The organism is Actinocorallia sp. A-T 12471, from assembly GCF_033875155.1.
Taxonomy (GTDB): domain Bacteria; phylum Actinomycetota; class Actinomycetes; order Streptosporangiales; family Streptosporangiaceae; genus Actinocorallia.
In genome coordinates, this window is record NZ_JAWZTE010000001.1 from 808,286 (window position 1) to 832,540 (window position 24,255).

Sequence of the window (24,255 nt, forward strand, 5' to 3'; positions counted from 1 at the left end):
AAATGCTTGTCCTGACCTCTTTTCTGGGAAGGTGCCTTCATGGATGAGCTGCTCCTCGCGCGCCTTCAATTCGGCGTGACGACGGTGTACCACTTCATCTTCGTGCCCGTCACGATCGGGCTGTCCCTGCTGGTTGCGCTGTTGCAGACGGCCTGGGTACGGACCGGGCGCGAGCACTACAAAAGGGCCACCAAATTCTGGGGGAAGCTCTTTCTCATCAACTTCGCGCTCGGCCTGGTGACGGGAATCGTGCAGGAGTTCCAGTTCGGTATGAACTGGTCGGACTATTCGCGGTTCGTCGGCGATATCTTCGGCGCGCCGCTGGCGATCGAGGCGCTGCTGGCGTTCTTCCTCGAATCGACGTTCCTCGGGATCTGGATCTTCGGCTGGGGCAAGCTGCCCAAGCTCGTGCACCTCGGGTGCATCTGGCTCGTGGCGATCGGCACGACGCTGTCGGCCTACTTCATCCTCGCCGCGAACTCCTGGATGCAGAACCCGGTCGGCTACACCTTCAACGAGCAGGCGCAGCGCGCGGAGCTGACCAGCTTCACCGACGTCCTCACCAACAAGGTGCTGCTGTGGGCGTTCCCGCACACCATCAGCGGCTGCCTGGTCACCGGCGGGCTGCTCATGGCCGCCGTCGCGGCCTGGCACCTCAAGCGGCAGCGCAACCTCGACACGATGCGCTCGTCGCTGCGGCTCGGCCTGGCCGTCACGCTGATCGGGACGTTCGGGTTCTTCCTCAGCGGCGACCAGCTCGGCAAGGTGATGACCGAGACCCAGCCGATGAAGATGGCGGCCGCCGAGGCGCTGTACGAGACGAGCCAGCCCGCGTCGTTCTCGCTGTTCACCATCGGCACCCTCGACGGGACCGCGCCGACGTTCTCCATCGAGATCCCCGACCTGCTGTCCTTCCTGGCCACAGGAACCCTGGACGGCGAGGTCAAGGGCATCAACGACCTCCAGGCCCAGTACGAGGCCCAGTTCGGCCCCGGCGACTACCGCCCCTACATCCCCATCACCTACTGGGGGTTCCGGATCATGGTGACGGCCGGGATGCTCATCGGCCTCGTCACCGTCGTCGGCCTCTGGCTCACCCGCAAGGGACGGCTCCCGACGAAGAAGTGGGTGTGGACCCTCGCGATCTGGTCGGTCGTGCTGCCCTTCGTCGGCAACGCGTTCGGCTGGATCTTCACCGAGATGGGCCGGCAGCCGTGGCTGGTGTTCGGCCTGCTCAAGACCGAGGACGGGGTGTCGCCGACCGTGCCGGGCGGGACTGTCCTCACGTCGCTGCTCGTCTTCACCGCCCTGTACGGAATCCTCGCGGTCGTGGAGCTCGGCCTGATGATCAGGTTCGCCCGCAAGGACCCGCCGGAGGAACCGAAGACGCCCGACGCCGCCAAGCTCGAGTTCGCGTACTGAGGACGGGGACATGCACCTTCACGACGTCTGGTTCATCGCGATCGCGGTCCTGTGGATCGGCTACTTCTTCCTCGAGGGGTTCGACTTCGGCGTCGGCGTCCTGACGAAGTTCCTCGCCAGGGACGAGCGCGAGCGCCGCGTGATGATCAACACGATCGGGCCCGTCTGGGACGGGAACGAGGTATGGCTCATCACCGCGGGCGGCGCGACCTTCGCGGCGTTCCCCGAGTGGTACGCGACCCTGTTCAGCGGGTTCTACCTGCCGCTGCTGCTCATCCTCGTCGCGCTCATCCTGCGCGCCGTCGCGTTCGACTACCGGGGCAAGGGCAAGACGCCGAGGTGGCGCGACGCCTGGGACCGCTGCATCTTCTGGGGGTCGCTCGTCCCGGCGATCCTGTGGGGCGTCGCGTTCGCCAACATCGTGCGCGGCGTCAAGCTGAACGCCGACCACGACTACGTCGGCTCGTTCCTCGACCTGCTGAACCCGTACGCGCTGCTCGGCGGGCTGGTCACGCTCGTGCTGTTCACCTACCACGGCGCGGTGTTCACCGCGCTCAAGACCGACGGCGAGATCCGCGCCCGCGCCAACCGCTTCTCGATCGCGCTCGGCGTCGCGGCGCTCGTTCTCGCCGGGGGCTTCCTGCTGTGGACGCTGGTCCAGCGCCCCGACGCCTGGGCCATCGGTACTGCCGTCGTCGCGGCGGTGTGCCTCGCCGCGTCCGTCCTGGTGTCGCTGCGGCTCCGTGAGGGCTGGGCGTTCCTGCTGTCGGGCCTGGCGATCGTCTTCGCGGTCGGCACCCTGTTCCTCGCCCTCTACCCCTACGTGATGCCCTCGACGCTGACCGAGGCGTCGAGCCTGACCGTCGAGAACGCCTCGTCCACGCCCAAGACCCTCGGGATCATGACGTGGGTCGCGGCGATCTTCCTGCCGATCGTGCTGCTCTACCAGGGCTGGACGTACTGGGTGTTCCGCAAGCGCATCCACGTCGACCACATCCCCGACGCCGAGCCCGAGGCGAAGGCCGCGGCCGCGTCATGAGGCCCTTCGACCCCCGGCTCGCCCGGTACGCCCGCGCGACAATCCCCTACCTCGTGGTGTGCGTCGTGCTGGGCGGGGCCGCGGCCGTGCTCGTCATCGCGCAGTCGTGGCTGCTCGCGCACGCGATCGCGACCCTGAGCGTGCCCGCCGCGCTGCTCGCGGTCTTCGCCGGACGGGCGGTGCTCGCCTGGCTCCAGGAGGTCGCCGCGCACCGGGCGTCGGCGGGGGTCAAGGCACAGCTGCGCGCGGCGGTGCTGCGCGCGGTCACCCGCGAGGGGAGCGCGCCCGGATCGTCGGGCGCGCTCGCCGCCCTCGTGACGCGCGGGGTCGACGCGCTCGACCCGTACTTCGCGCGGTACCTGCCGCAGCTCGTGCTCGCCGTCGTCGTGCCCGTCACGGTGCTGGCGGCGCTGTTCGCGCTCGACCCGGCGACGGCCGTCATCGTGGCGGTGACGCTGCCGCTGATCCCGCTGTTCGGCGTGCTCATCGGCACCTACACCGCCGCGCGCACCCGGCGGCAGTGGCGGGCGTTGAGCCTGCTCGCCGGGCACTTCGCCGACGTCGTCGCCGGCCTCACCACGCTCAAGGTGTTCGGCAGGGCGCGCGCCCAGCTCGCCAAGATCGAGGAGGTGTCCGGCGAGCACCGCAAGGCGACGATGGCGTCGCTGCGGATCGCGTTCCTGTCCGCGCTCGCGCTCGAACTCGCCGCGACGCTGTCGGTGGCGATCGTCGCGGTCTCGGTCGGGCTGCGGCTCTTGCACGGCGGGATGCCGTTCGAGACCGCCCTTTTTGTCCTGATCCTCGCGCCCGAGGCGTACCTTCCGCTGCGGCAGGTCGGCACCCACTTCCACGCTGCCCAGGAGGGCCTTGCGGCGGCCGAGGAGATCTTCGCGGTGCTGCCCGAGGAGCAGAAGAAGGCCGCGCCTTCGCCCTTCCCCGCGCAGGACGGGCCGCCGCGCGTCGCGATCGCGGGTCTCGTCGCGCGGCCCGGGCTGCCGCCGCTCGACCTCGTCCTCGAACCCGGGACGAGCACCGCGCTCATGGCACCGTCGGGGACGGGCAAGTCGAGCCTCGCCGCGGTCATGCTCGGCCTGCTCACCCCGCACGCCGGACGCGTCGACCTCGACGGCCGCGCGCTGGGGGAGGGCACCGACTGGGACGGGTTGCGCCGGACCGTCGCATGGATGCCGCAGAAGCCGTATCTGTTCCCCGGCACCGTCGCGGAGAACATCGCGCTGGCCGTGCCGGGCGCGCCCGACGACGCAGTTCGCGCGGCCGCCCGCGCGACGGGAGCCTACCCCGACCGGGTGCTCGGCGAGAACGGGCACGGGCTGTCGGCCGGGCAGCGCCAGCGCGTCGCGCTCGCCAGGGTGCACCTGCGCTGCGCGCTCCTGCCCGTCACGCTCGTCCTGCTCGACGAGCCCACCGCGCACCTCGACGCGGCGACCGAACTCGACCTCGCCGGGGGCATCGAACGGCTCGCCGAGGGCCGCACCACACTGCTCATCACCCACCGGCGCGGCCTGGCCGACCACGCCGACCTGACCGTCGTCTGGTCGGCGGCGCAGGAGAAGACGGGAGCGCTGCTGTGAACTCCATCCGGGCGAGGCTCACCCTCGGCGCGGCGCTCGGCGCGGGCGCGCTGGTCTGCGGGATCGGCCTCATGGCGACCTCCGGCTGGCTGATCTCCCGCGCCAACCAGCAGCCGCCCGTGCTGTACCTGATGGTCGCCATCACCGCCGTGCGCACGTTCGGGCTCGGCAGGGGGGTGCTGCGCTACACCGAACGGCTCGCCTCCCATGACGCGGCACTGCGGCTGCTCACCCGGACCCGCGTCGCGGTCTTCGACAGGCTCGCCGACCTCGCGCCGGGGCGGCTCGGCGCGTCACGCACGCTCGGGCTCGTGGTGACCGGCGTCGACGGCGTCGCCGACCGGTGGCTGCGCGGCAGAATCCCGATGTTCTCGGCGGTGGTCGCCGCGCTGGCCGCCCTCACGCTGCAGACCTGGCTGCTTCCCGAGGCGGGGCTCGTCCTGCTGGCGTCGCTCGCGCTCGGCGGGGTCGCGGCCCCGCTCGTCGCGGCCTCGGCGGTCCGGCGCGCGACCGTACGCGAGGCGAGGGGACGCGACCGGATGTCCGAGGTCGCGACCCGCACCCTGCACGGGCTGCCTGAACTCGTCGCCTACGGCGCGGTGCCCGACCGGCTCGCCGAACTGGAGAAGGCCGACGCCGAACTCGACAGGGCCACCGGACGGTCGGCCTGGTCGCTCGGCGTCGCCGACGGGATGACCCTCCTCTCCTGCGGGGCGGCGGTCTTCGGGGCCCTGGCCCTTGCCGTGCCCGCCGCGCGGGCTGGCGACCTCGATCCCCTGTACGTCGCGGTCCTCGCGCTGACGCCGCTCGCCGCGTTCGAGGCAGTCACCGCGCTCTCGTCCTCCGCGCAGCAGATGCTGCGCTCTCGCGCCGACGACGCCCTGCTCGCCAGGGTCCTCGACGCCGAACCCCCCGTCACCGACCCCGACGCGCCCACCCCGCTCCCGCACGGGGTCGCGCTGCGCGTCCGCGACCTGCGCGTCCGCTGGCCCGACGCCGACCGCGACGCGCTCGACGGACTCGACCTCGACCTGCCGCCCGGCCGCAAGGTCGCGGTGTTCGGCGCGAGCGGCGCGGGCAAGTCGACCCTCGCCGCGGCGCTGCTGCGTTTCACCGGGTACACCGGGTCCATCACGCTCGACGGCGTCGAACTCGCCGACCTCGCGGGCGACGACGTCAGGCGGGTCATCGGGCTGTGCGCCCAGGACGCGCACGTCTTCGACACCACGGTCGCCGAGAACGTCAGGCTCGCCAGGCCGGGCTCGTCCGACGCCGAGGTCGCCGCGGTGCTGCGCCGCGCGGGCCTCGACCTGCCGCTCGACCGACGGGTCGGCGAACACGGCGCTGCCGTCTCGGGCGGCGAACGGCAGCGGATCGCGCTCGCCCGCGCGCTCCTCGCCGACTTCCCCGTCCTGATCCTCGACGAGCCCGACGCCCACCTTGACGAGGACACCGCCGACCGCGTCCTCGCCGACCTCCTCGCGGCGGCCGGGGACCGCACAGTCCTGCTGATCACGCACCGGCCCGGCGTGCCAGGCGCGGACCCCGTCCTGCGGCACGTGGACGAGGTGATCACGCTGACCGCGCCGGAGCCCGCCGATTCTGTCGGGGCGGCTGCGTAGTCTGGGGACCATGTGCGGGCGATACGCGACGGCGCGGGCGCGTCAGGAACTCCTCGACGAGTTCCGGATCGAGGTCGATGAGACGGTGGCCGACGACGGCCGCGACCTCCTCCAACCCGACTACAACGCCGCCCCCACCAAGGACGTCCCCGCGGTCCTGGTCAGGCCCCCGCACGGCTCGGACACCCCCGAACAGGCCCTGCGCACCCTGCGCATGGTCAGGTGGGGCCTCGTCCCCTCCTGGGCCAAGGATCTGTCCATCGGCAACCGGATGATCAACGCACGCGTCGAGACCCTCGCGGAGAAGCCCGCGTTCCGCCGTGCCTTCGCCCGCCGCCGCTGCCTGCTGCCCGCCGACGGCTACTACGAGTGGTACAAGGGCGAGAACGGCAAGAAGCAGCCGTTCTTCATCCGTCCGGACGACGGCGGCGTGCTGCCCATGGCCGGGCTGTACGAGCTGTGGAAGTCCCCGGAAGGCGAGTGGCTGTTCACCTGCACGGTCATCACCGCCGAGGCCGCCGACGAACTCGGCCACATCCACGACAGGATGCCGATGACCGTCACCGACCCCGACGCCTGGCTCGACCCCGCCCTCACCGACACCTCCCGCGCCGGAGCCCTCCTTGTCCCCGCGATGACCCGGAACCTCGAGGCGTACCCCGTCGGCAAGGAGGTCGGCAACGTCCGCAGCACCGGCCCCCAGCTCATCAAACCCCTGGCCGACCCCACCCCACCCATAGGCGACCCCTCCGACACCCCCGACGAGGGCGACACCCTCTTCTGACCCCCTACGCGTGTGCGGGTGGGGGTCGGTCAGCGGAGGACGCGGCGGTCGAGGACTCGGGCGAGGGCTTCGACCACGGCCGGGTCGTACTGGTAGGCGGAGTCGGCGCGCAGGCGGTCGAGGACGGCCGCGCCGCGGTCGCGGTCGCGGGAGTCGCCCATCAGGTCGTCGTAGGCGTTGGCGGCCTTGATGATGCGGCTGGCCAGCGGCGGTCCCGGCTTGCCCGACGCGTCGCGGTACGGGTCGCACTGGGCGCGCACGATCCGCGCGACCATGTCGAGCACGCCGGTCTGCTCGATGACCGCCGCGCCGAGGTCGGCGATGCGGCACTGGTCCTCGGGCGCGGCGAGCACGGTCGCGCCGCCGGGGATCGGGTCGGGCAGCGACAGCTGCCCGATGTCGTGCATGAGCGCCGCGTACTCCAGCTCAAGAAGTTCGGCCTCGGCCATGCCGAGCTCGCGGCCCATCGCCACCGAAAGGCGGCTGACCCGCAGCGAGTGGCCCGTCTCGACGTACCCGCCGACCTCGGTGACCCGCGACAGTGCGCGGACCGTCTGGAGGTAGGTCGTCCGCACCGCCGCGTACCTGCGGAACGCGAACTGGGTGGTGAGTATCGGGGCGGTGAACAGCAGCAGCGCCGCGAGCCCCATCACCGACGTCGCGACCGCGATGAGCATCCCCGTCGCCGACGAGGCCGCGCACAGCAGCGCGCTCGCGCGGAACTCGTCAAGGAACGCGATCCCGAACCGCGCGCGCACCGCCTCGGACCTGATGAGCGCGGCCACCGTCATGTCCGCGAGCGCGGCGGCCATCGAGATCGCCGTCATCAGCCCGAGCGCCGTCCACCACTGATGCCGGGTCAGCGGCTCGCCGGTGAACAGCACGTCGGCCAGCGGCCGGAACAGGATCGCCACGACCGCCGCCGCCACCAGCCGCCGCGCCATCGCGTCGATGCGCGGCGACCGGTTCACCGCCACGTGCGGCAGCGTCCCGGCGACCATCCCGCACGCGGTCACCGCGACCACCTGGAACGGCGAGTGCGCGACGGGGTCGCCGCCGACGCTCAGCAGCATCCCGTACGCCAGCGCGCCCGCCCGGCTGATCGGCGCGACCTCACGGCCGCCCGGCATGTTCATCCGGAACAGCTCGCCGAGCGCGATGAGCACGCCGAAGATGATGGCAGGTTCGAGGTCGTCAACACCGCCGTTGGCCGCGAGCCACGTCATCGCCGCGACGACCAGCGCGGCCGCCGCGCCCATCACCACGAGCTGGGCGGAGTCCAGATGCTGCCAGGCCGAGCGCTCGCGGGTCGCCTGGAGTCTGCTGCCGGCTACCACGCGCCCTCACCTGACACCCGGATCGGCGTGCTGGGGTCGTCGTGGTCCTGGCGGGTGGTCTGCGCCTCGGCGGGCGCGACGACCTGGTCGGGGGAGACCCAGCCGACCTTGTCCAGCGCGCGCAGGAACGCCGCGACCATCTCCGGGTCGAAGTCGACGCCGCTGCACCGCTCGAGCTCCGCGACGCCCTCGGCGACCGACCGCGCGGGCCGGTAGGAGCGCGTCGACGTCATCGCGTCGAAGGCGTCGGCGACCCCGATGATGCGGGCGAACTCGGGGATCTCGTCCCCGGCGAGGCCCATCGGGTAGCCGCGCCCGTTCAGTTTCTCGTGGTGGTGCATGATCCCCGTCAGGGCCTCGTCGAGGAACCCGATCTCGCGGATGATCTCCAGCCCGCGCATGGGGTGGAGCTGGATGGCGGCGAACTCCTCCTCGGTGAGCGGCCCCTCCTTCTGGAGCACCTTCGTCGGCACGCCGAGCTTGCCGACGTCATGCAGCATCCCGGCGAAGCGGATCGCCTCGACCCGCGCCCTGCCCATCCCGATCTCCTCGGCGATCATCACCGAGCCGCGCGACACCCGCTCGCTGTGGCCGCGCGTGTAATAGTCCTTGGTCTCCACCGCCTGGCACAGCGTCGCCAGGGTCGCCTCGTGCGCGCGCTGCTGGGCGAGGGTCTGCGCGAACGCCCACCGCGCCACCAGCAGCGGCAGCAGCACGAGCACCGCCGAGAACGCCCCGATGGTCCCGTAGATCCCGGCGATGAGCAGCCCGAACGAGCCGTAACCGAGCAGTCCTGGCGCGAGCAGCCGCGTCTCGGCGCGCAGCTCGCGGACCGTCGCGGACTTGCTGAGCAGCAGAATCCCCCACACCAGCGCGAGGTTGCACGTGACGTACGCGAGCAGCGCCACCGCGAACGGAAGGATCTGCTCCTCGGGCGCGGCCGCCAGATCCGGGTTGAGCGCGTCGAAGATGAGCCCCGCGACGAACCCGCACAGCGCGAACTGCGCCCCGTTGTACACCCGCTTGACGAGCGCGACACGCTGCCAGGTGAACAGCGCGCACGCGCCGACGAGCCCCGCCCCGGCCGGGCCGAGCAGCACGACCGAGGCGAGGCACGCGGAGAAACTCAGGGAGACCCGTGCCCGCTCCACGCTGAGCAGCGCGGGCACGGAGTCGCAGACCAGAAACAGGACAGCCATCGCCGCGAGCTTCGTCCATTCGACGTCAGCGTAGGACGCGGTGGCCATGAGGGTCGCCGAAAGGGCGACCACGGTGCCCACGTACGTCCAGGCAGCGAGGGGAAGACCTGCGACCGGCAATGCCGCCTCCGGTGTGACGAGGTGACCGACGCCGCCGGGGTCAGACCCAGGAAACGCCCGCGGGATCGGTCAGCAGCACCATCGCGGACGCCGCGGCTCCCGCGGCGACCATCAAGTACCTGAGCATGGCGATGTACTCCCCCCGAAGTGAATCCGGGGAGTCTCCCCCGGATTCCGTCCTTGCTCCCGGCCACTGGCCAATGACAAGACTAGCCAACGAGATGATCGTCCTACAGGAACAAAGGAAATCGAGAGCAAAGCGTGAACTCTGCGTCACTCTGTGTTCGTGAGGTGGACGGGGCCGACGGGGGTCGGTGGGGCCGTCAGCGGCTCCTCGCCCACTCGACGGTGGCCTCGAGGCCGTCCTCGAGTGCGGTCGTGGGACGCCAGCCGAGCCCCGCGAGCGCGGGAGCCGGGTCGAGGGCCATCGCGGGCAGGTCGCCGAGCCTGAACGGCGCGGAGCCCGGCTCGTCGGCCGCGCCGGCCACCCGCGCGACGAGCGTGTGCAGCGCACGGTCCGACGTCTGAACACCTGTGCCGATGTTGAAGCGGCCGCCCGAGCCGGACTCCAGCGCGCGGGCGTAGGCGTCGACCACGTCGAGGACGTAGACGTAGTCGCGGGTGTTGCCGCCGTCGCCGAACACGATGGTCGGCTCGCCCTTCAGCAGCGCGGCGGTGAAGATGGAGACGACGCCCGCCTCGCCCTCCGGCGTCTGGCGCGGCCCGTAGACGTTCCCGGGGACGATCGTGGTGAAGTCAAGACCGTGCAGGTCGCGGTAGGCCCCGAGGTAGGTCTCGCCCGTCGTCTTGGAGGCGGCGTAGGGGGAGCGGGGACGCAGCGGCGCGTCGCCGCCCACCGGAAGCGCGTCGGGGACGCCGTAGACGGCGCAGGAAGAGGTGTAGACGGTCTTGCGCGCGCCCGCCGCCCGCGCCGCCTCGAGGACGTTGACGGTGCCGAGCACGTTCGTGTGCGCGTCGCGCAGCGGGTCGGCCACGCTCACCCGGACGCTCACCTGGGCGGCCAGATGGCAGATCACCTCGGGCTCGACCTTGACGGCGAGGGCCTTGAACGCGGGATCGGCGACGTCGAGATCGTGCAGTTCGACGGAGTCCGCGAGGTTCGCCCGGTTCCCCGAGACGAGGTTGTCGACCGCGACCACCTCGTGCCCGTCGCCGAGCAGGCGGTCGACAAGATGGGACCCGATGAACCCGGCGGCGCCGGTGACGAGAATGCGCACGCCAACACACTAGCTGTGTTTGTCCGGTCGCGGTTTCGCCGCTCCGGCGAGTCCGAACGGGAGGGCTAGTCCTCGTCGCCCGCGAGGACGCTCTCGATGCGGCCGAGCACCTTGGCCTTCAGGTCGGCGGGCACCGGGTCGCAGCCACAGGACTTGCTCACCAGCTTCTTCACCGCCTCTTCCAGGCCGTACTCGCGCAGGCAGGGCCCGCACTCGTCGAGGTGCTCGGTCACCTCGGCGCAGCTCGCGTCGGCGAGCTCGCCGTCGATGTAGGTGTAGACCTTCGCGAGCACCTCGGTGCACGGCGTCGCGTGCTCGTCGCCACAGCTCATCTCGAACCCTCCCGCGTGAGGCCGCGCTCGGCAGCGTAGTCCTCAAGCATCGAACGAAGCTGCCGACGGCCGCGGTGGAGCCGGGACATCACGGTGCCTATCGGCGTGTTCATGATGTCGGCGATCTCCTTGTAGGAGAAGCCCTCCACGTCGGCGAGATACACCGCGATGCGGAAATCCTCGGGCAGGTCCTGCAGGGCCTGCTTCACGTCGGAGTCAGGCAGGTGCTCCAGCGCCTCGGCCTCGGCCGACTTGAGCCCCGACGAGGTGTGCGACTCGGCCCTGGCCAGCTGCCAGTCCTCGATCTCCTCGGTCCCGGAGTTCTTCGGCTCCCGTTGCTTCTTGCGGTAGGAGTTGATGAAGGTGTTGGTGAGGATGCGGTACAGCCACGCCTTGAGGTTCGTGCCCTCCTTGAACTGGTGGAAGGAGGCGAACGCCTTGGCGAACGTCTCCTGCACGAGGTCCTCGGCGTCGGCGGGGTTGCGGGTCATCCGCAGCGCCGCCGGATACAGCTGGTCCAGGAACGGAAGCACATCACGCTGAAAGCGCTCTCGGCGCTGCGCTCCGGTCTCCGCGGTGCCCGGTACGGTACCCACCCCCTGTGCAGGGATCATCGTCGGATGATCCAGACCCACTTGCGGTCTGTACGACAATAGCGGTACGCCCTTACCGACCGTGTCGGCGGGCCCCGTGAGTACCTGCATCCTTTCCTTCCTCTCCTAAGCGTTACGTCAAGGTCGAACAGGCGAACCCCCTCCCGCATTCCCGCTGCTCGGCACGGTGTTGACCAAAGCGAAGAAGGTTAACCGGGGGCGCGGCGGGGGAGGATGTACCGGCACGCTTTCTAAGGAGTCTCCGCCTTGCTGCCGCTCCCGGGCAGGCCGCACACGCTGCGCTCGCCCGCCGATGATCCCCACCTCGGCTACTGGAAGTTCTACCGGGCCGTGGCCCACGCCCAGCTCGCCCGCTGGCTGCCCCGGCGCAGTTCGGTGATCCTCGACGTGTCCGGGGGTGAGAGCCGGTCGGCCAAGCAGGCGGCCGCCGCCGGGCACCATGTCCTCGAGGTCGTCTCGCGCCCCGAGGGGCCCGCGGCGCACCAGCGGATCGTGGCCGACCCGTTCTCCCTCGACTTCCTCGTGGACGGCGGGATGGACGCGGTGATCGCCGAGGACGGGGTGCTGTCGCGCAGCCTGGCGACCGAGCAGACCGTCCACGAGATCGCCAGGGTGCTGCGGCCCGGCGGGCGCGTCCTGCTGTGCGTTGACTCCCTGACGCTCGGCCTCGCGGTGCTGGCCGAGCAGAACCTGTGGCCGCACCTTTCCGACGTGCCGCGCGCGGAGGTCGTCCTTGTGCCCTGGCCGGACGGGACGATCACCCGCTGCTTCTGGTCGGACCAGCTGCGCGAGTTCCTCACCGACGCAGGTCTTGAGGTCGAGTGGATCAGGCCGCGCACGGTCGTGTCGCCGTCGACGGCCGAGCACGTCCTCACCAAGGACCCCGACGCCCTGGCCAGGCTCGTCCGCACCGAGCTGCAGACCCCCTACGACACCCGCGTGGAGGACGAGTCGGTCGGCATCCACCTGCTGGCCAGCGCGATCAAGACCTGGTGACGCGCTCCCCGGCGCGCCGACCCGCGCGCCGGGGCCGGCTCGGTAGGTTCGGATGCGCACATTCCGTGACCGATCCCGACCGCCGGGTGATCGGGGCGGGCGCGAGAGGACAGGGGGTTTCGGTGGCCGAGGTGCGTGCGGAGCTTGTGTCGAACGTCTGGAAGGTGCTGGTCGTCGAGGGGGACCGGGTGGACGAGGGCGACACGCTGGTGATCCTTGAGTCGATGAAGATGGAGATCCCCGTCCTGGCCGAAGATCCCGGGGTCGTCGCGGTGCTCGACGTGGCCGAGGGCGACGTCATCCAGGAGGGCGACCGCATCGCCGTCATCGAGTGAGCCGTGATCGAGTGAGCCGCGATCGAGTGGGCGGCGACGGGCTCGGGTGGCGGATGGGTTCGCCCGGCGTGCACAATCGCGCCATGGAGAATCTGGCCACGGATGGGCACGAGGCGGCGTTCTGCGCGCACTGCGGCGGCGAGACCGCGCACGCGGCGGACGGGGAGCACGCCGCGTGCGCGGCGGCGCTGGTGATGGAGCCGCCGCGGTACTGCGTCGCGTGCCGTCGGCGCATGGTCGTCCAGGTGACGCCGCTCGGGTGGCGCGCGCGCTGTGCCGCGCACGGCTCCCTCGCGTCCGCCTGACGCGCCTCTGACAACGGCGCGGCACCCCAGAGACGACCCCTCAAGAACCCCTACCGCTACAAGTCGCGCAGCTGATTTCTGTGGGAACCCGCGAGGGATCGGCCCGGGGGTGCGGCACTAGGGTCGGGACTCGTGAGTGTGCTCGTCGTGACCGGTACCGACACCGGGGTGGGGAAGACCGTCGTGACGGCGGCGCTCGCGGCGTTGGCCGCCGCGCGCGGCGCGAAGGTCGCCGTGGTGAAACCCGCCCAGACCGGGGTCGGTCCGGACGAACCCGGTGATCTTTCCGAGGTGGGCCGGCTCGCCGGCGTCACCGACCTGCACGAGGGGAACAGGTTCCCCGACCCGCTCTCGCCCGCGGCCGCCGCCCGGGTGAGCGGGCTGCCGCCCGTGCACCTGCCGCAGGCGGTCCCGCTGATCCGCGACCTCGCCGCGACCCGTGACCTCGTGCTCGTCGAGGGCGCGGGGGGCCTGCTCGTCAGGTTCGACGAGGAGGGCAACACCGTCGCCGACCTCGCGCGCTGGCTCGGCGCGCCCGTCGTGGTGACCGTGCGGGCCGGGCTCGGCACCCTCAACCACACGGCTCTGACGCTCGAGGCGCTCGCGCACCGGGGCGTCCAGCTGGCCGGACTCGTCATCGGGTCATGGCCGGACGAGCCCGATCTCGCGATGCGCTGCAACCCGCGCGACCTGGAGACCCTGGCGGCCCGGCCGCTCGCCGGCGCGCTGCCCGCCGGGGCGGGGCGGATGGACGCCCCCGAGTTCCTGCTCGCCGCCCGCGCCGGGCTCTCCCCGGTGTTCGGCGGCGTTTTCGACGCTGGTACTTTCCGTCAGACTCAAGCGAGAGGCGCATAGCGTGACTGACATCCTTGCGATAGCCAGGCAGCAGGTGCTCGAAGAGGGCAGGGGCCTTGACGCCGCGCAGGCGCTCGAGTGCCTTTCCCTCCCCGACGACAGGCTTGAGGAGCTGCTCGGCCTCGCGCACGAGGTGCGGATGCGGCACTGCGGCCCGGAGGTCGAGGTCGAGGGCATCGTCTCGGTGAAGACCGGCGGCTGCCCCGAGGACTGCCACTTCTGCTCGCAGTCCGGCCAGTTCTCCTCACCGGTCCGCGCCGCGTGGCTCGACATCCCGTCGCTGGTGGAGGCCGCGCGCGAGACCGCCAAGACTGGCGCGACGGAGTTCTGCATCGTCGCCGCCGTCCGGGGGCCGGACAAGCGGCTGATGGACCAGGTGAAGAAGGGCGTCGAGGCGATCAACGCCGCGGTCGACATCCAGATCGCCTGCTCGCTCGGCATGCTGACCCAGGAGCAGGTCGACGACCTGGCGTCCTGGGGCGTGCACCGCTACAACCACAACCTTGAGACCGCCCGCTCCCACTTCCCCAAGGTCGTCACGACCCACACGTGGGAGGAGCGCTGGGACACCCTGCAGATGGTCCGCGACGCCGGGATGGAGGTCTGCTGCGGCGGCCTCATCGGCATGGGCGAGTCGCTTGAGCAGCGCGCCGAGTTCGCCGCGCAGCTCGCCGAACTCGACCCGCACGAGGTCCCGCTGAACTTCCTGAACCCCCGCCCCGGCACCCCGTTCGAGAACTTCCCCCTGGTCGAGGGCGCGGAGGCGCTGAAGACCATCGCGACGTTCCGCCTCGTCCTGCCGCGCACGATCCTGCGCTACGCGGGCGGCCGCGAGCTCACCCTCGGCGACCTCGGCACCAAGGACGGCCTGCTCGGCGGCATCAACGCCATGATCGTCGGCAACTACCTGACGACCCTCGGCCGCGACGCCACCAAGGACCTCGACCTTCTCACCGAACTCCAGATGCCCATCAAGGCCCTCAGCCAGACTCTGTAAAGCAGTAGGGCCCGTGCCGAGCACGGGCCCTTTTCAGTTACCTGGCCTTCTGAGGCGGGTGACGAACTTGTAGCGGTCGCCGCGGTAGAAGGACTGCGCCCATTCGACGGGTTCGCCGGTGGTGTCGAAGGACTGGCGGGAGATCAGCATCAGGGGCAGGCCGACGTCGACGCCGAGGATCTGGGCGTCGTAGGGGGTGGCCAGGACCGTCTCGATGGTCTCCTCGGCCTCGGCGAGGTGGACGTCGTACGCGGCGGCCAGGGTCTCGTAGAGGGAGAGGTTGCGGGACAGCTCCTTGCGGAGGCCAGGGAAACGGCGCGCGGGCAGGTGCGTGTAGTCGATCGACATGGGGTCGCCGTCGGCAAGGCGCAGCCGGTGGATGCGCAGGACCCGGCCGCCCGGCCGGATGCCCAGCAGGGTCGCGAGGCGTTCGTCGGCCGTCAGGTAGGCGACGTCGAGCATGCGGGTCTCGGGGAGCAGGCCGTGGTGGCGCATGTCCTCGGTGTAGCCGACGAGCTGGAGCTGGTGCGGGACCTTCGGCTTGGCCACGAAGGTGCCCTTGCCCTGGATGCGCTGGAGCCGTCCCTCCACGACGAGTTCGGCGAGCGCCTGCCTGACCGTCGTGCGCGAGGTGCCGTAGCGCTCGGCGAGGGTCCGCTCCGGCGGGAGCGGGCTCCCGGCGGGCAGCGACGTGATCAGCTCGACCAGCAGCTCCTTCAGCCGGTAGTACTTCGGCACTCGGGGCGAGCTGGCGAGCGGGTTGCCCGGCATCTGCGGCCTGCCGGGCGGGCTCGCGAGCCCGTAGTCGCCCAAGGCGTGTTCGGCTGTCAACGAAGCTCCTTGTTCACCGCCGGTTTGGCTCGATGTTACGCGAGCAGGTTACGGGGCCACAGAGCGGGCGACCGCCGCCAGTGCCTGGTCGAGGGCTGTGAGTTCCGCCTCGTCAAGACTCGCCCGCGCGGTGATTCTCAGGCACGCGCGCCCGTCCGGCACCGAGGGTGGCCGGAAACAGCCAACCCGCAATCCATGGTCAAGGCATATTTCCGCAGCACGAAGGGCCTTTTGGGGCTGTCCGAGAAACACCGGGACGACCGCCGCGTCCGGAACGCGGGTCTCCAGCCCGTGCGCCTCGGCGATCTTGGTGACCCGCCTGGCGACGGCGCGGGCGCGTCCCGGCAGCTCGGGTGAGTTCTCGATCACATCGAGCGCGGCGAGCGCCGAGCCGAGCGCCGCGGGGTTCAGACCGGTGTCGAAGATCATGCTGCGTGCGGTGTCGATCAGCGTCTCGCGTACCTCGGGCGCGCCGAGGACGGCCCCGCCCTGGGAGGCGAGGGACTTCGACAGCGTCAGGGTGAGCACCACGTCGGGTTCCCCGGCTATGCCCGCCGCCCACGCCGCGCCGCGCCCGTGCTCGCCGACGACGCCGAGCGCGTGCGCCTCGTCCACCACGAGCATCGCCCCGTGCGCCCGGACGACCTTGTGCAGCGCGGCGAGCGGCGCGAGGTCGCCGTCCACCGAGAAGACCGCGTCGGTGACGACGAGGGCGGTCTCCTCGTCGCGTTCGGCGAGCGCCCTGTCCACGGCCGCGACGTCACGGTGCGGCACGATCTTCACCCGCGCCCGCGAGAGCCGGCAGGCGTCGACGATCGAGGCGTGGTTGACCTGGTCGGAGACCACTAGCGCGCCGGCCCCGGAAAGGGCGGTCACCGCGCCGAGGTTGGCGAGGTACCCGGAGGAGAACGTGAGCCCGGAAGCGGCCCCGCAGAAGGCGGCGAGCCTGGCGTCGAGCTCGTCGTGCAGGAGCGTCGTCCCGGTGACGAGCCGGGAGCCGGTCGAGCCGGTGCCGAACTCGCGCAGCGCACTGACGGCCCCGTCGACCAGCCGGGGGTCGCGGGCCAGGCCGAGGTAGTCGTTGGAGGCGAGGTCGACGAGCCCGTCGAAGTCGCCGGTGCGGGGGCGCAGCCTGCGGCGCAGCCCCGCGGCGTCGCGCCGCGCGGTCGCCTCGGTCAGCCTGCGCAGTGGGTCGGGACGGTCGGTGGCGCTCACCGGCCCATCCTCGCAGCACGGCTTTCCCGTGGTCCCTCGGGGACCGCGACAAAAGAAGGCTGGAATGATGAGAAGGTGCCTACCTTGCCCGACCTCGTCCGCAGGCAGACCGATCTTGACCAGCGCGACCTGGAGTGGCTGCACGCGCTGGTCTCGGACTGGCAGCTGCTCGCTGACCTGTCGTTCGCCGACCTCGTGCTGTGGGTGCCGCAGAAACGCCCCGACGGGGCCGCGAGCTGGCCGCCCAAGGCCGTCGAGGGCTGGGTGTGCGTGGCCCAGATGCGCCCGACGACGGGCCCGACCGCCTACCCCGACGACCTCGTCGGCAGGATCGTGCGCACGGGCAAGCGCGGCCTGATCGACGTGGCGTGGCGGGAGCGGCGCATCGTGCGCGAGGGCGACCCGGAGTGGGGGAGCGGCATCCCCGTCCGGGAGGAGTCGATCCCGATCCTCGCCAGGCACGGCGGCGAGGCCAAGATGATCGGCGTCATCCAGCGCAGCACCAACCTGAGCTCGGCGCGGACCCCGTCGCGGCTTGAGCTGACCTACCTGCAGAGCGCGAGCGACCTCGCCCAGATGATCGCTGAGGGACGGTTCCCGGTGCCGGGCGCGGAGGCCAACCTGATCCGCTCCCCGCGCGTCGGCGACGGGCTCCTGCGCGTCGATCGGACCGGCCGCGTCGTCTACGCCAGCCCGAACGCCCTGTCGGCCTACCGGCGGCTTGGCCTGGCCACCGACCTCGTCGGCGAGCACCTCGGGGAGACGACGGCCGAGCTGTCGGAGACCGGCCAGCCGATAGACGAGTCGTTCATCGGGATGCTCAGCGGCAAGGCGCACCGCGAGGTCGAGGTCGAGGCGCACGGCGCGTTCGTGCAGCTCAGGATGATCCCGCTGATCGTCGCGGGGGAGCAGATCGGGTCGATCGCCCTCATCCGCGACGTGACCGAGCTGCGCTGGCGCGACCGCGAACTGCTCACCAAGGACGCGACGATCCGGGAGATCCACCACCGGGTGAAGAACAACCTCCAGACCGTCGCGGCGCTGCTGCGGCTCCAGGCGCGGCGGCTGCGCGTCCCGGAGGGCAGGGAAGCGCTCGAGGAGGCGGTCCGGCGGGTCGGGTCGATCGCGATCGTGCACGAGACCCTGTCGCACACCCCCGACGAGCTGATCGACTTCGACGAGATCGCCGACCGCGTCATCGCCATGTCGGGCGAGGTGATGGCGTTGGAGATCAGGGTGCATCCGCGTCGGCGCGGCAGTTTCGGGGTGCTGCCCGCGGCGATCGCGAGCCCGATCGCGATGATCCTCACCGAACTGCTCCAGAACGCGCTCCAGCACGGCCTCGCCGGACGCGGCGGGACCCTTGAGGTCGTCGTCTCGCGGACCGAGGAGCGGATCTCGGTCGAGGTCAGCGACGACGGCGTCGGCCTGCCCCCGGACTTCGACCCGGAGAGCGCCGACAGCCTCGGCCTGCAGATCGTGCGGACGCTCACCGAGTCCGAGCTCGGCGGGAGCCTGAAGTTCGGGAACCGGGAGGGCGGCGGCACGAGCGTCGTCCTCGACCTGCCGTTGGAGCCTCGGCCCGCGGGGCCGAGACCGTACTAGCGCGGGATCAGGTGTCGCCTTCCGGGCGGATGTAGACCTCGTCCTGGCCGTCGGGGCGGGTCAGGGTCAGCTTGGCGTTCGCGACGGCCCAGCCGTACTCGCCCGCCTCACGGCCGCAGCCCTCGCGGGTGACGGTCAGGGTCAGCTTCCGCTCGGCGGCCTTGTACCCGCCTCCGGCCTGGCAGCCCGGCTCGTCCCAGCTCCATGTGCCGTCCACGGCGAACGCGTACGAACCCTCACCTTCGGCCACCTGCCAGGGGCCGATCAGTTCGAGGGGGAGGCCGGGCATGCTCCGCACCGGGGTCGGCGTGGCCTCCGGGAGGTCGTCCTCGCCGCCTCCGCACCCGCCGAGCGCGCCGAGGAGCGCCGTGGCGACGCCCGCGATGATCACCGTCCGCATCATGCCGCCGAACCTACACCGCGACGCGGTCATCACGCCCGTTTCGTTGGAAACAGCACAAGGGACGCACGCCTGAGAACCCGCACACGCCTGAGACGCCTTCGCGCGGCGGCGGCAGGGTCCCGGAAGGTACAGGCCCGATGCCGCACGCCGCGCGAGGTGTGCTTGCGGTGCCGCTCAGCCGTGCTCGACGCAGGACTGTGCGGGCTTGGTGTGCTACAGGGCTGCGGCGTTGGCGCGGGCGCGGGCCCGGGCGGCGCGGCGCTTGACGGCGCGACGCTCGTCCTCGCTCATGCCGCCCCAGACTCCCGCGTCCTGGCCTGACTCAAGCGCCCAGCGCAGACAGGCGTCGGTCTCGGTGCACTTGCGGCAGACCTGCTTGGCCTCTTCGATCTGAAGCAGGGCCGGGCCGGTGTTGCCGATCGGGAAGAACAGCTCGGGGTCCACGTCACGGCAGGCTGCGCGGTGGCGCCAGTCCATGCGTCCACTCCTTACTCGCCGTGAAACCCATGTGAATGGTTTCACGATGTCGGGTCGCCCCGGGCCGGGGTGTGGCATCCGGGTGGTCGCGCCTGCGCATCCCAACGGCTGGGTCCTTCGCGGCGCACTTTGAGCGTGTCAGGGCGGCAATGGAGCGCGCAAGTACTTGGAGAAAGGTTTCTCCTGGTATGGCTGTCGGTTGTGTCACACCGTTGGAACATGGGTGACACATTCACCGGGTAAGCGGTTGTCCACAGACGTATCCGCAGCTCAGTGCAATGAGAGTTAGGTCTCAGCGCATTTGTGGCAGAGGTCTCCGGGGTCTCGGAACGGTCTCAGATGACGACTCGTAGCGCCGCTGGCACACTGCGGAACACCATGTGCTCGCGCGTTCCCACATAATCGCCGTCCACCTGCAATGCGATCGGCCTGCGCGCGGTGAGGGTGAGTTCCGACGCGTCGTGCAATTCCACGATCTGTCTTCCCCTCGGTCCGCCGGTCGCCGGAAGGAGCATGTGGGCGAGGGCGGCGAGCACGGGGCCGGTACGGAGAGTACGGATCGCGAAGAGGTCGAGGCCCGCGCCGAGGCTCGCCCTTGGGCTCGGCACGATGGGCCGGGGACCCAGATAGGTGTAAGGGGAGGTGTTGGCGACAAAGGCGAGGAAAATGCCGCGCGCGACGCGTCCGTTCGCGTGCGCCTCAAGCGCCGGAAGCGACCGGTTCGTCCCGGCGAAGAACCGTCGCAGCGCGCACTGCACATAAAGCAGGTTCGACGCCTTGCCCGAGCCCTTCGCGCGCGCCTCCTCGACGGCCTCGACGACCTCGGCGTCGAAGCCCGCGCCCGCCGTGAACGTGTAGTAGCGGCTTTCCTGGCCCGTGGTGACGTGGCCGAGCGCGACGGTTCTGGTGTGCCCGCCGCGCAGCGCGCCGAGGATCGCCGCGAGGGACCGCATCGGATCGCCGGGCAGGCCGAGGGAGCGGGCGAAGACGTTGGCGTTGCCGCCCGGCAGGATCGCCAGCGCGGGCCTTGTCTCGGCGGTGCCGGGGACCGACATGAGGCCGTTCACCGCCTCGTTGACTGTGCCGTCGCCGCCCAGCGCGATGAGGACGTCGTACTCCTCACGGGCGGCGCGCGCGGCGAGCTCGATCGCGTGGCCCCGGTGCCCGGTCTCGGCGAGCTCGACCTCGAGATCGCCCACGAAGGCGCGGACGAGAAGGTCACGGACCTTGCGGGTCGTGGTCGACGCCTTGGGGTTGGCGATCAGCATGGCACGCACCGCGCCAGCGTATGCCACGGGCACGCGGCGGTACCCTGGCGGGCGTGTCACAACGTCCCGCCGCCCTCGCCGCCGCAGCCGCCCTCCAGTCCGCCACGGGCCTCGCGGCCCTCGCGTTCGGCCTGTCGATCGCCGTCGAGACGGTCCTCGGGCACTGGTCGAACCTCGCCACCGCGATCTCGGCGTCCGCCCTCACCGCAGGCGGCGGCCTGCTGATCCTCTGGATAGCCAGGGGCCTGTGGACGGCCCAGCGCTGGAGCCGCTCCCCGGCCGTCCTCACCCAGCTCTTCGCCCTCCCGGTCGCGGTCTCCCTCATCCAGAGCGACCGCCCCTGGTGGGGCTACCCCCTCATCACCGTCGCGATCCTCGCCCTCCTCACCAACCTCAGCCGCCCCGTCCTGGAAGCCCTCTACGCCGACGACATAGCCGAGGCCGAACGCGCGGCCGAGGAGGCCGAGCGTGCGGAGGCGGAAGCCGAGGCCGAGCGCAAGGCACAGGGCAAGCGCAAGAAGGGCCAGAACAACAAGAAGGCCGTCTAGGGTCCCAGACGGCCTTCTCGGTGTTCTCTAGTCCTCCGCTGTCAGACCCTCTCTGAGCTGGGCGAGGGTTCTGGCGAGGAGGCGGGAGACGTGCATCTGGCTGATGCCCAGTTCGGTGGCGATCTGGGACTGGGTCATGTTGCCGAAGAAGCGCAGAAGGAGGATCTTCTTCTCGCGCGGTGGCAGTTTCTCCAGCAGCGGCTTCAGGGACTCGCGGTACTCGACGCCCTCGAGGGACTCGTCGATCATGCCGAGGCTGTCGGCCACGGCGGGCGCGTCCTCGTCGCCGGAGTCGGGCGCGTCGAGGGAGACCGTGGAGTAGGCGTTGGCGGACTCCAGGCCCTCGAGCACCTCCTCCTCGGTCATCTGGAGATGGGCGGCGAGTTCCGCGACGGTGGGCGCGCGGCCCTCCTTCTGGGCGAGCTCGCTGATGGCCTTGGTGAGGCTCAGCTTGAGCTCCTGCAGCCGGCGCGGGACCCGCACCGCCCAGCCCTTGTCACGGAAGTGCCGCTTGATCTCGCCGACGATGGTGGGCGTGGCGTAGGTGGAGAACTCCACGCCCCGCTCGAGGTCGAACCTGTCGATCGACTTGATCAGGCCGATCGTGGCGACCTGGACGAGGTCGTCAAGCCATTCGCCGCGGTTGCGGAACCTGCGCGCCAGATACTCCACAAGGGGTAGATGCATCTCGACGAGCTGGTCCCGGATGCGCTGCCGCTCCGGGTCGTCCTCGGGCAGCGCCCGCATCGTGTGGAAGAGCTCCTTGGCCCGGGTGCGGTCGGGGACCGCGCTCGACCGGGGAGGCTCAGGCACGACGACCTCCTCGGTCACCGTCTCCTCCTGGGTTTCCTCCGGGGAGGTGCGCTCGGCCGGCGTCACGCCGCTCCACCCGCGCCGCGCCGCTTCTGGAGGGTGACGGTCACCCGGTCGTCCGGCCCGGCCGCGGCGTCCACCTCGCCGGCCAGGGACGAAAGAACGGTCCAGGCGAACGTGTCGCGGCTCGGTGTGCGGCCGTCGACCGTCAGCACCGAGACCGAGATGCGCATGGCGTCACCGGTGAGTTCGAACTCGCAGTTCAGGTCGGTTCCCGGCACCGCCTGGGCGAGCAGCATCGCGCATGCCTCGTCCACGGCGATGCGCAGGTCCTCGATCTCGTCGATGGTGAAGTCGAGCCGTACCGCGAGCCCGGCCGTAGCGGTGCGGAGCACCGACAGATAGGCACTCGCGGCAGGCAGCTTCACCGTGACCACATCGCGCAGGGTGAGCTTTGTGCCTGCCGTCATGGCAGCGGTTTCCTCAGTCACGTGTCTCCCTCTTCGGGGTTGCTCCGCTCCCTTGAAACTACCGTGTGCCGAGCCCTCCGGGGTGATGCCACGCTACCGCGCCACCGCGCGGAGCGCCTCGCCCGCGAGCCGGTACCCCGTCCACTCGTTCATCGCCTTGGCCCCGAGGGACTCGTAGAAGCGGATGGACGGGGTGTTCCAGTCCAGGCAGGCCCACTCGTAACGCGCGTATCCGCGGGCCACGGCGACGCGGGCGAGCTCGGCGAGCAGCGCCTTGCCGTAGCCTCCGCCGCGCGCCTCCGGTGTGACGTAAAGATCTTCCAGGTAGATCCCGTGCTTACCGGTCCAGGTGGAGAAATTGAGGAACCACAGGGCGAAGCCGACGGGTGTGCCGGACGGGTCCTGCGCGATGTGGGCGAAGACCTTCGGCTCCTGGCCGAAAAGGGCCGCGCGCAGGTCGTCCTCGGTGGCCTCGACCTTGTCGAGTTCCTTCTCGTACTCCGCGAGGTCGCGGATGAACCCGAGGATGACGGGCACGTCGGCGACGGTGGCGGATCGGACCTTGATGCTCATACCGGCCACCCTAACGACGGGACGGCCGTGCGGCGGCTCAGTTTCCGCCGCGCCAGAGGTCGGGCCCGAAGACCTCGTAGGCGATCCGCTCGGCGGGCACTCCCTTGGCCAGCAGGGCCGCCTTGGCGGACCGCAGGAAGGGCAGCGGGCCGCACAGGAGCGCGGTGACGCCGTCGGGGAGGTCGAGGGAGGCGAGGTCGGGGTAGCCGCGCAGAGCGCCGGACGCGCCCGGCTCCTCGTACCAGACGTGCAGCGACGCCCCGGGCAGCTCGGCCGCGCACGCCTCCTGGTGGGCCCGGTGCGCGTGCGTGTCGGGGCCCCGGTCGCCGTGTACGACGATGACGCGTCGGCCGGACCGTTCCCGCGCGAGGGCCAGCAGCATGGACAGCGTCGGGGTGATCCCGATTCCCGCTGACGCCAGCAGGAGGGGCCCGTCGCCGTCGGGGAGGACGAGGTCGCCGAACGGGGCCGAGACGGTGATCTCGTCGCCGGGCAGGACCGCGTCGTGCAGGATCGCCGAGACCTCGCCCGCGGGGCCGTCGTCGGGCCTGACGCGCTTGACGCTGATCTGCCACTCGGCGCGTCCGGGCGCGGAGATGAGGCTGTACTGGCGGATCTGGCGCGCGCCGTCGGCCGCCTCGACCTGCACGCTCACGTACTGGCCGGGCAGGAACGGCCCGGCGGGCGTGCCGTCGGAGGGGCTGAGGGTGAAGGAGACGACGTCGGCGGTCTCGCGGACGCGTCCGGTGACGCGCATCGGCCGCCACACCGCGCCCTCGGCGGTCCCGGCCGCGCGGTACAGGTCGGCCTCGGCGGCGATGAGCGCGTCGGCCATCGACCAGTAGACCTCGTCCCAGGCGGCGGCCACCTCGGGCGTGACGGCGTCGCCGAGCACCTCGCCGATCGCGGCGAACAGGTGCTCGTGCACGATCTTGTACTGCTCGGAGGTGATGCCGAGCGAGGCGTGCTTGTGCGCGATCCTGCCGACCACCGCGCGCGGGTCGGCGGCGGGCGCGTCGGCGAGCAGCAGGCCCGCCCAGGCGGCGATGGAGCCCGCGAGCGCGCGCCGCTGGTCGCCGCTGGCCTGGTTGCCCCGGTTGAACAGGTCGCGCAGCAGCTCGGGGCGGGCGGCGAACATCCGCGCGTAGAAGCGCTCGGTGATCCGGTCGAGGTGCGCCCCGACGACGGGCAGGGTCGCGCGGACGACGGGTGCGGCGGTCGCGGAGAGGGACATCGGGGCCTCCTGATAACTGGTAGATCATCTA

At 71.1% G+C, this 24,255-nt stretch carries 26 protein-coding genes; 12 read left to right on the plus strand and 14 right to left on the minus strand.

The window, feature by feature from the left end; translation table 11 throughout:
* Nucleotides 1–39: 39 nt before the first annotated feature.
* The 5 genes from R9X44_RS03795 to R9X44_RS03815 are packed head-to-tail and all read left to right on the plus strand — an operon-like array spanning nt 40 to nt 6,459.
* Complete coding sequence (locus R9X44_RS03795) at nt 40–1,422, plus strand: cytochrome ubiquinol oxidase subunit I (RefSeq protein WP_319812525.1); 1,383 nt, start codon at nt 40–42, stop codon at nt 1,420–1,422.
* 10 nt (nt 1,423–1,432) lie between these two features.
* Complete coding sequence (cydB, locus tag R9X44_RS03800) at nt 1,433–2,461, plus strand: cytochrome d ubiquinol oxidase subunit II (protein ID WP_319812526.1); 1,029 nt, start codon at nt 1,433–1,435, stop codon at nt 2,459–2,461.
* The gene (gene cydD, locus R9X44_RS03805) at nt 2,458–4,053 is read left to right on the plus strand and encodes a thiol reductant ABC exporter subunit CydD (protein ID WP_319812527.1); all 1,596 of its coding nucleotides are present in this window, start codon (nt 2,458–2,460) and stop codon (nt 4,051–4,053) included. Before cydB ends, cydD begins: the two co-directional genes overlap by 4 nt.
* Nucleotides 4,050–5,675: a thiol reductant ABC exporter subunit CydC gene (gene cydC / locus R9X44_RS03810; RefSeq protein WP_319812528.1), complete on the plus strand. Its 1,626-nt coding sequence runs from the start codon at nt 4,050–4,052 to the stop codon at nt 5,673–5,675. Before cydD ends, cydC begins: the two co-directional genes overlap by 4 nt.
* 10 nt (nt 5,676–5,685) lie before the next feature.
* Nucleotides 5,686–6,459, plus strand: a complete 774-nt coding sequence (locus tag R9X44_RS03815; RefSeq protein WP_319812529.1) for an SOS response-associated peptidase — start codon at nt 5,686–5,688, stop codon at nt 6,457–6,459.
* A gap of 29 nt (nt 6,460–6,488) precedes the next feature.
* Here R9X44_RS03815 and R9X44_RS03820 read toward each other — a convergent pair whose 3' ends face one another.
* From R9X44_RS03820 to R9X44_RS03840, 5 genes are all read right to left on the minus strand, one after another.
* Complete coding sequence (locus tag R9X44_RS03820) at nt 6,489–7,796, minus strand: HD-GYP domain-containing protein (RefSeq protein WP_319812530.1); 1,308 nt, start codon at nt 7,794–7,796, stop codon at nt 6,489–6,491.
* Nucleotides 7,790–9,076: an HD-GYP domain-containing protein gene (locus R9X44_RS03825; protein ID WP_319812531.1), complete on the minus strand. Its 1,287-nt coding sequence runs from the start codon at nt 9,074–9,076 to the stop codon at nt 7,790–7,792. The genes R9X44_RS03820 and R9X44_RS03825 overlap by 7 nt, the downstream gene beginning before the upstream one ends.
* A 362-nt stretch (nt 9,077–9,438) precedes the next feature.
* A complete protein-coding gene (locus R9X44_RS03830) occupies nt 9,439–10,353 on the minus strand; it encodes an NAD-dependent epimerase/dehydratase family protein (RefSeq protein WP_319812532.1) in 915 nt (304 codons plus the stop codon).
* Between the two features lie 65 nt (nt 10,354–10,418).
* Nucleotides 10,419–10,685, minus strand: coding sequence for a mycothiol system anti-sigma-R factor (rsrA, locus tag R9X44_RS03835; protein WP_319812533.1), 267 nt, complete (start codon nt 10,683–10,685; stop codon nt 10,419–10,421).
* On the minus strand, nt 10,682–11,299 hold the full coding sequence (locus R9X44_RS03840) for a sigma-70 family RNA polymerase sigma factor (protein WP_319812534.1): 618 nt from the start codon (nt 11,297–11,299) through the stop codon (nt 10,682–10,684). The genes rsrA and R9X44_RS03840 overlap by 4 nt, the downstream gene beginning before the upstream one ends.
* A 246-nt stretch (nt 11,300–11,545) precedes the next feature.
* Between R9X44_RS03840 and R9X44_RS03845 the strand changes: the two genes are divergently transcribed.
* The 5 genes from R9X44_RS03845 (at nt 11,546) to bioB (ending at nt 14,787) form a co-directional block, all read left to right on the plus strand.
* Complete coding sequence (locus R9X44_RS03845) at nt 11,546–12,295, plus strand: class I SAM-dependent methyltransferase (protein WP_319812535.1); 750 nt, start codon at nt 11,546–11,548, stop codon at nt 12,293–12,295.
* Nucleotides 12,296–12,417: 122 nt separating this feature from the next.
* Nucleotides 12,418–12,630: a biotin/lipoyl-binding carrier protein gene (locus R9X44_RS03850; RefSeq protein WP_319812536.1), complete on the plus strand. Its 213-nt coding sequence runs from the start codon at nt 12,418–12,420 to the stop codon at nt 12,628–12,630.
* Between the two features lie 83 nt (nt 12,631–12,713).
* Nucleotides 12,714–12,935 carry a hypothetical protein gene (locus R9X44_RS03855; RefSeq protein WP_319812537.1) on the plus strand — a complete coding sequence of 74 codons (222 nt, stop codon included), beginning with the start codon at nt 12,714–12,716 and terminating at the stop codon, nt 12,933–12,935.
* Nucleotides 12,936–13,067: 132 nt separating this feature from the next.
* A complete protein-coding gene (gene bioD / locus R9X44_RS03860) occupies nt 13,068–13,790 on the plus strand; it encodes a dethiobiotin synthase (RefSeq protein ID WP_319812538.1) in 723 nt (240 codons plus the stop codon).
* 1 nt (nt 13,791) lies between these two features.
* On the plus strand, nt 13,792–14,787 hold the full coding sequence (bioB, locus tag R9X44_RS03865; protein WP_319812539.1) for a biotin synthase BioB: 996 nt from the start codon (nt 13,792–13,794) through the stop codon (nt 14,785–14,787).
* A gap of 33 nt (nt 14,788–14,820) precedes the next feature.
* On the opposite strand, the gene R9X44_RS03870 is transcribed toward bioB, so the two are convergent.
* Entirely contained in the window at nt 14,821–15,558 is a 738-nt protein-coding gene (locus tag R9X44_RS03870) for a GntR family transcriptional regulator (RefSeq protein WP_123670248.1), read from the minus strand.
* Between the two features lie 108 nt (nt 15,559–15,666).
* Complete coding sequence (locus R9X44_RS03875; RefSeq protein WP_319812540.1) at nt 15,667–16,833, minus strand: 8-amino-7-oxononanoate synthase; 1,167 nt, start codon at nt 16,831–16,833, stop codon at nt 15,667–15,669.
* 75 nt (nt 16,834–16,908) lie between these two features.
* Here R9X44_RS03875 and R9X44_RS03880 point away from each other — a divergent pair, with 75 nt between their 5' ends.
* Nucleotides 16,909–18,438 (plus strand): histidine kinase N-terminal domain-containing protein, encoded by a 1,530-nt coding sequence (locus R9X44_RS03880; RefSeq protein WP_319812541.1) that lies wholly within the window; start codon nt 16,909–16,911, stop codon nt 18,436–18,438.
* A gap of 7 nt (nt 18,439–18,445) precedes the next feature.
* On the opposite strand, the gene R9X44_RS03885 is transcribed toward R9X44_RS03880, so the two are convergent.
* From R9X44_RS03885 to R9X44_RS03895, 3 genes are all read right to left on the minus strand, one after another.
* On the minus strand, nt 18,446–18,841 hold the full coding sequence (locus tag R9X44_RS03885) for a hypothetical protein (protein ID WP_319812542.1): 396 nt from the start codon (nt 18,839–18,841) through the stop codon (nt 18,446–18,448).
* A 213-nt stretch (nt 18,842–19,054) separates the two neighbouring features.
* Nucleotides 19,055–19,318: a WhiB family transcriptional regulator gene (locus R9X44_RS03890; RefSeq protein ID WP_319812543.1), complete on the minus strand. Its 264-nt coding sequence runs from the start codon at nt 19,316–19,318 to the stop codon at nt 19,055–19,057.
* A 335-nt stretch (nt 19,319–19,653) separates the two neighbouring features.
* Nucleotides 19,654–20,586 (minus strand): diacylglycerol/lipid kinase family protein, encoded by a 933-nt coding sequence (locus R9X44_RS03895; protein ID WP_319812790.1) that lies wholly within the window; start codon nt 20,584–20,586, stop codon nt 19,654–19,656.
* A gap of 53 nt (nt 20,587–20,639) precedes the next feature.
* On the opposite strand from R9X44_RS03895, the gene R9X44_RS03900 reads away from it, so the two are divergent.
* Nucleotides 20,640–21,134 (plus strand): hypothetical protein, encoded by a 495-nt coding sequence (locus tag R9X44_RS03900; RefSeq protein ID WP_319812544.1) that lies wholly within the window; start codon nt 20,640–20,642, stop codon nt 21,132–21,134.
* Between the two features lie 27 nt (nt 21,135–21,161).
* On the opposite strand, the gene R9X44_RS03905 is transcribed toward R9X44_RS03900, so the two are convergent.
* The 4 genes from R9X44_RS03905 to R9X44_RS03920 all read right to left on the minus strand — a co-directional run bounded on the left by R9X44_RS03905 (nt 21,162) and on the right by R9X44_RS03920 (nt 24,224).
* On the minus strand, nt 21,162–21,881 hold the full coding sequence (locus R9X44_RS03905; RefSeq protein WP_230612830.1) for an RNA polymerase sigma factor SigF: 720 nt from the start codon (nt 21,879–21,881) through the stop codon (nt 21,162–21,164).
* Between the two features lie 128 nt (nt 21,882–22,009).
* A complete protein-coding gene (locus tag R9X44_RS03910; RefSeq protein ID WP_319812545.1) occupies nt 22,010–22,438 on the minus strand; it encodes an anti-sigma factor in 429 nt (142 codons plus the stop codon).
* Nucleotides 22,439–22,510: 72 nt separating this feature from the next.
* Nucleotides 22,511–22,990 carry a GNAT family N-acetyltransferase gene (locus tag R9X44_RS03915; protein WP_319812546.1) on the minus strand — a complete coding sequence of 160 codons (480 nt, stop codon included), beginning with the start codon at nt 22,988–22,990 and terminating at the stop codon, nt 22,511–22,513.
* Between the two features lie 37 nt (nt 22,991–23,027).
* The gene (locus tag R9X44_RS03920; RefSeq protein WP_319812547.1) at nt 23,028–24,224 is read right to left on the minus strand and encodes a globin domain-containing protein; all 1,197 of its coding nucleotides are present in this window, start codon (nt 24,222–24,224) and stop codon (nt 23,028–23,030) included.
* Nucleotides 24,225–24,255 lie beyond the last annotated feature (31 nt).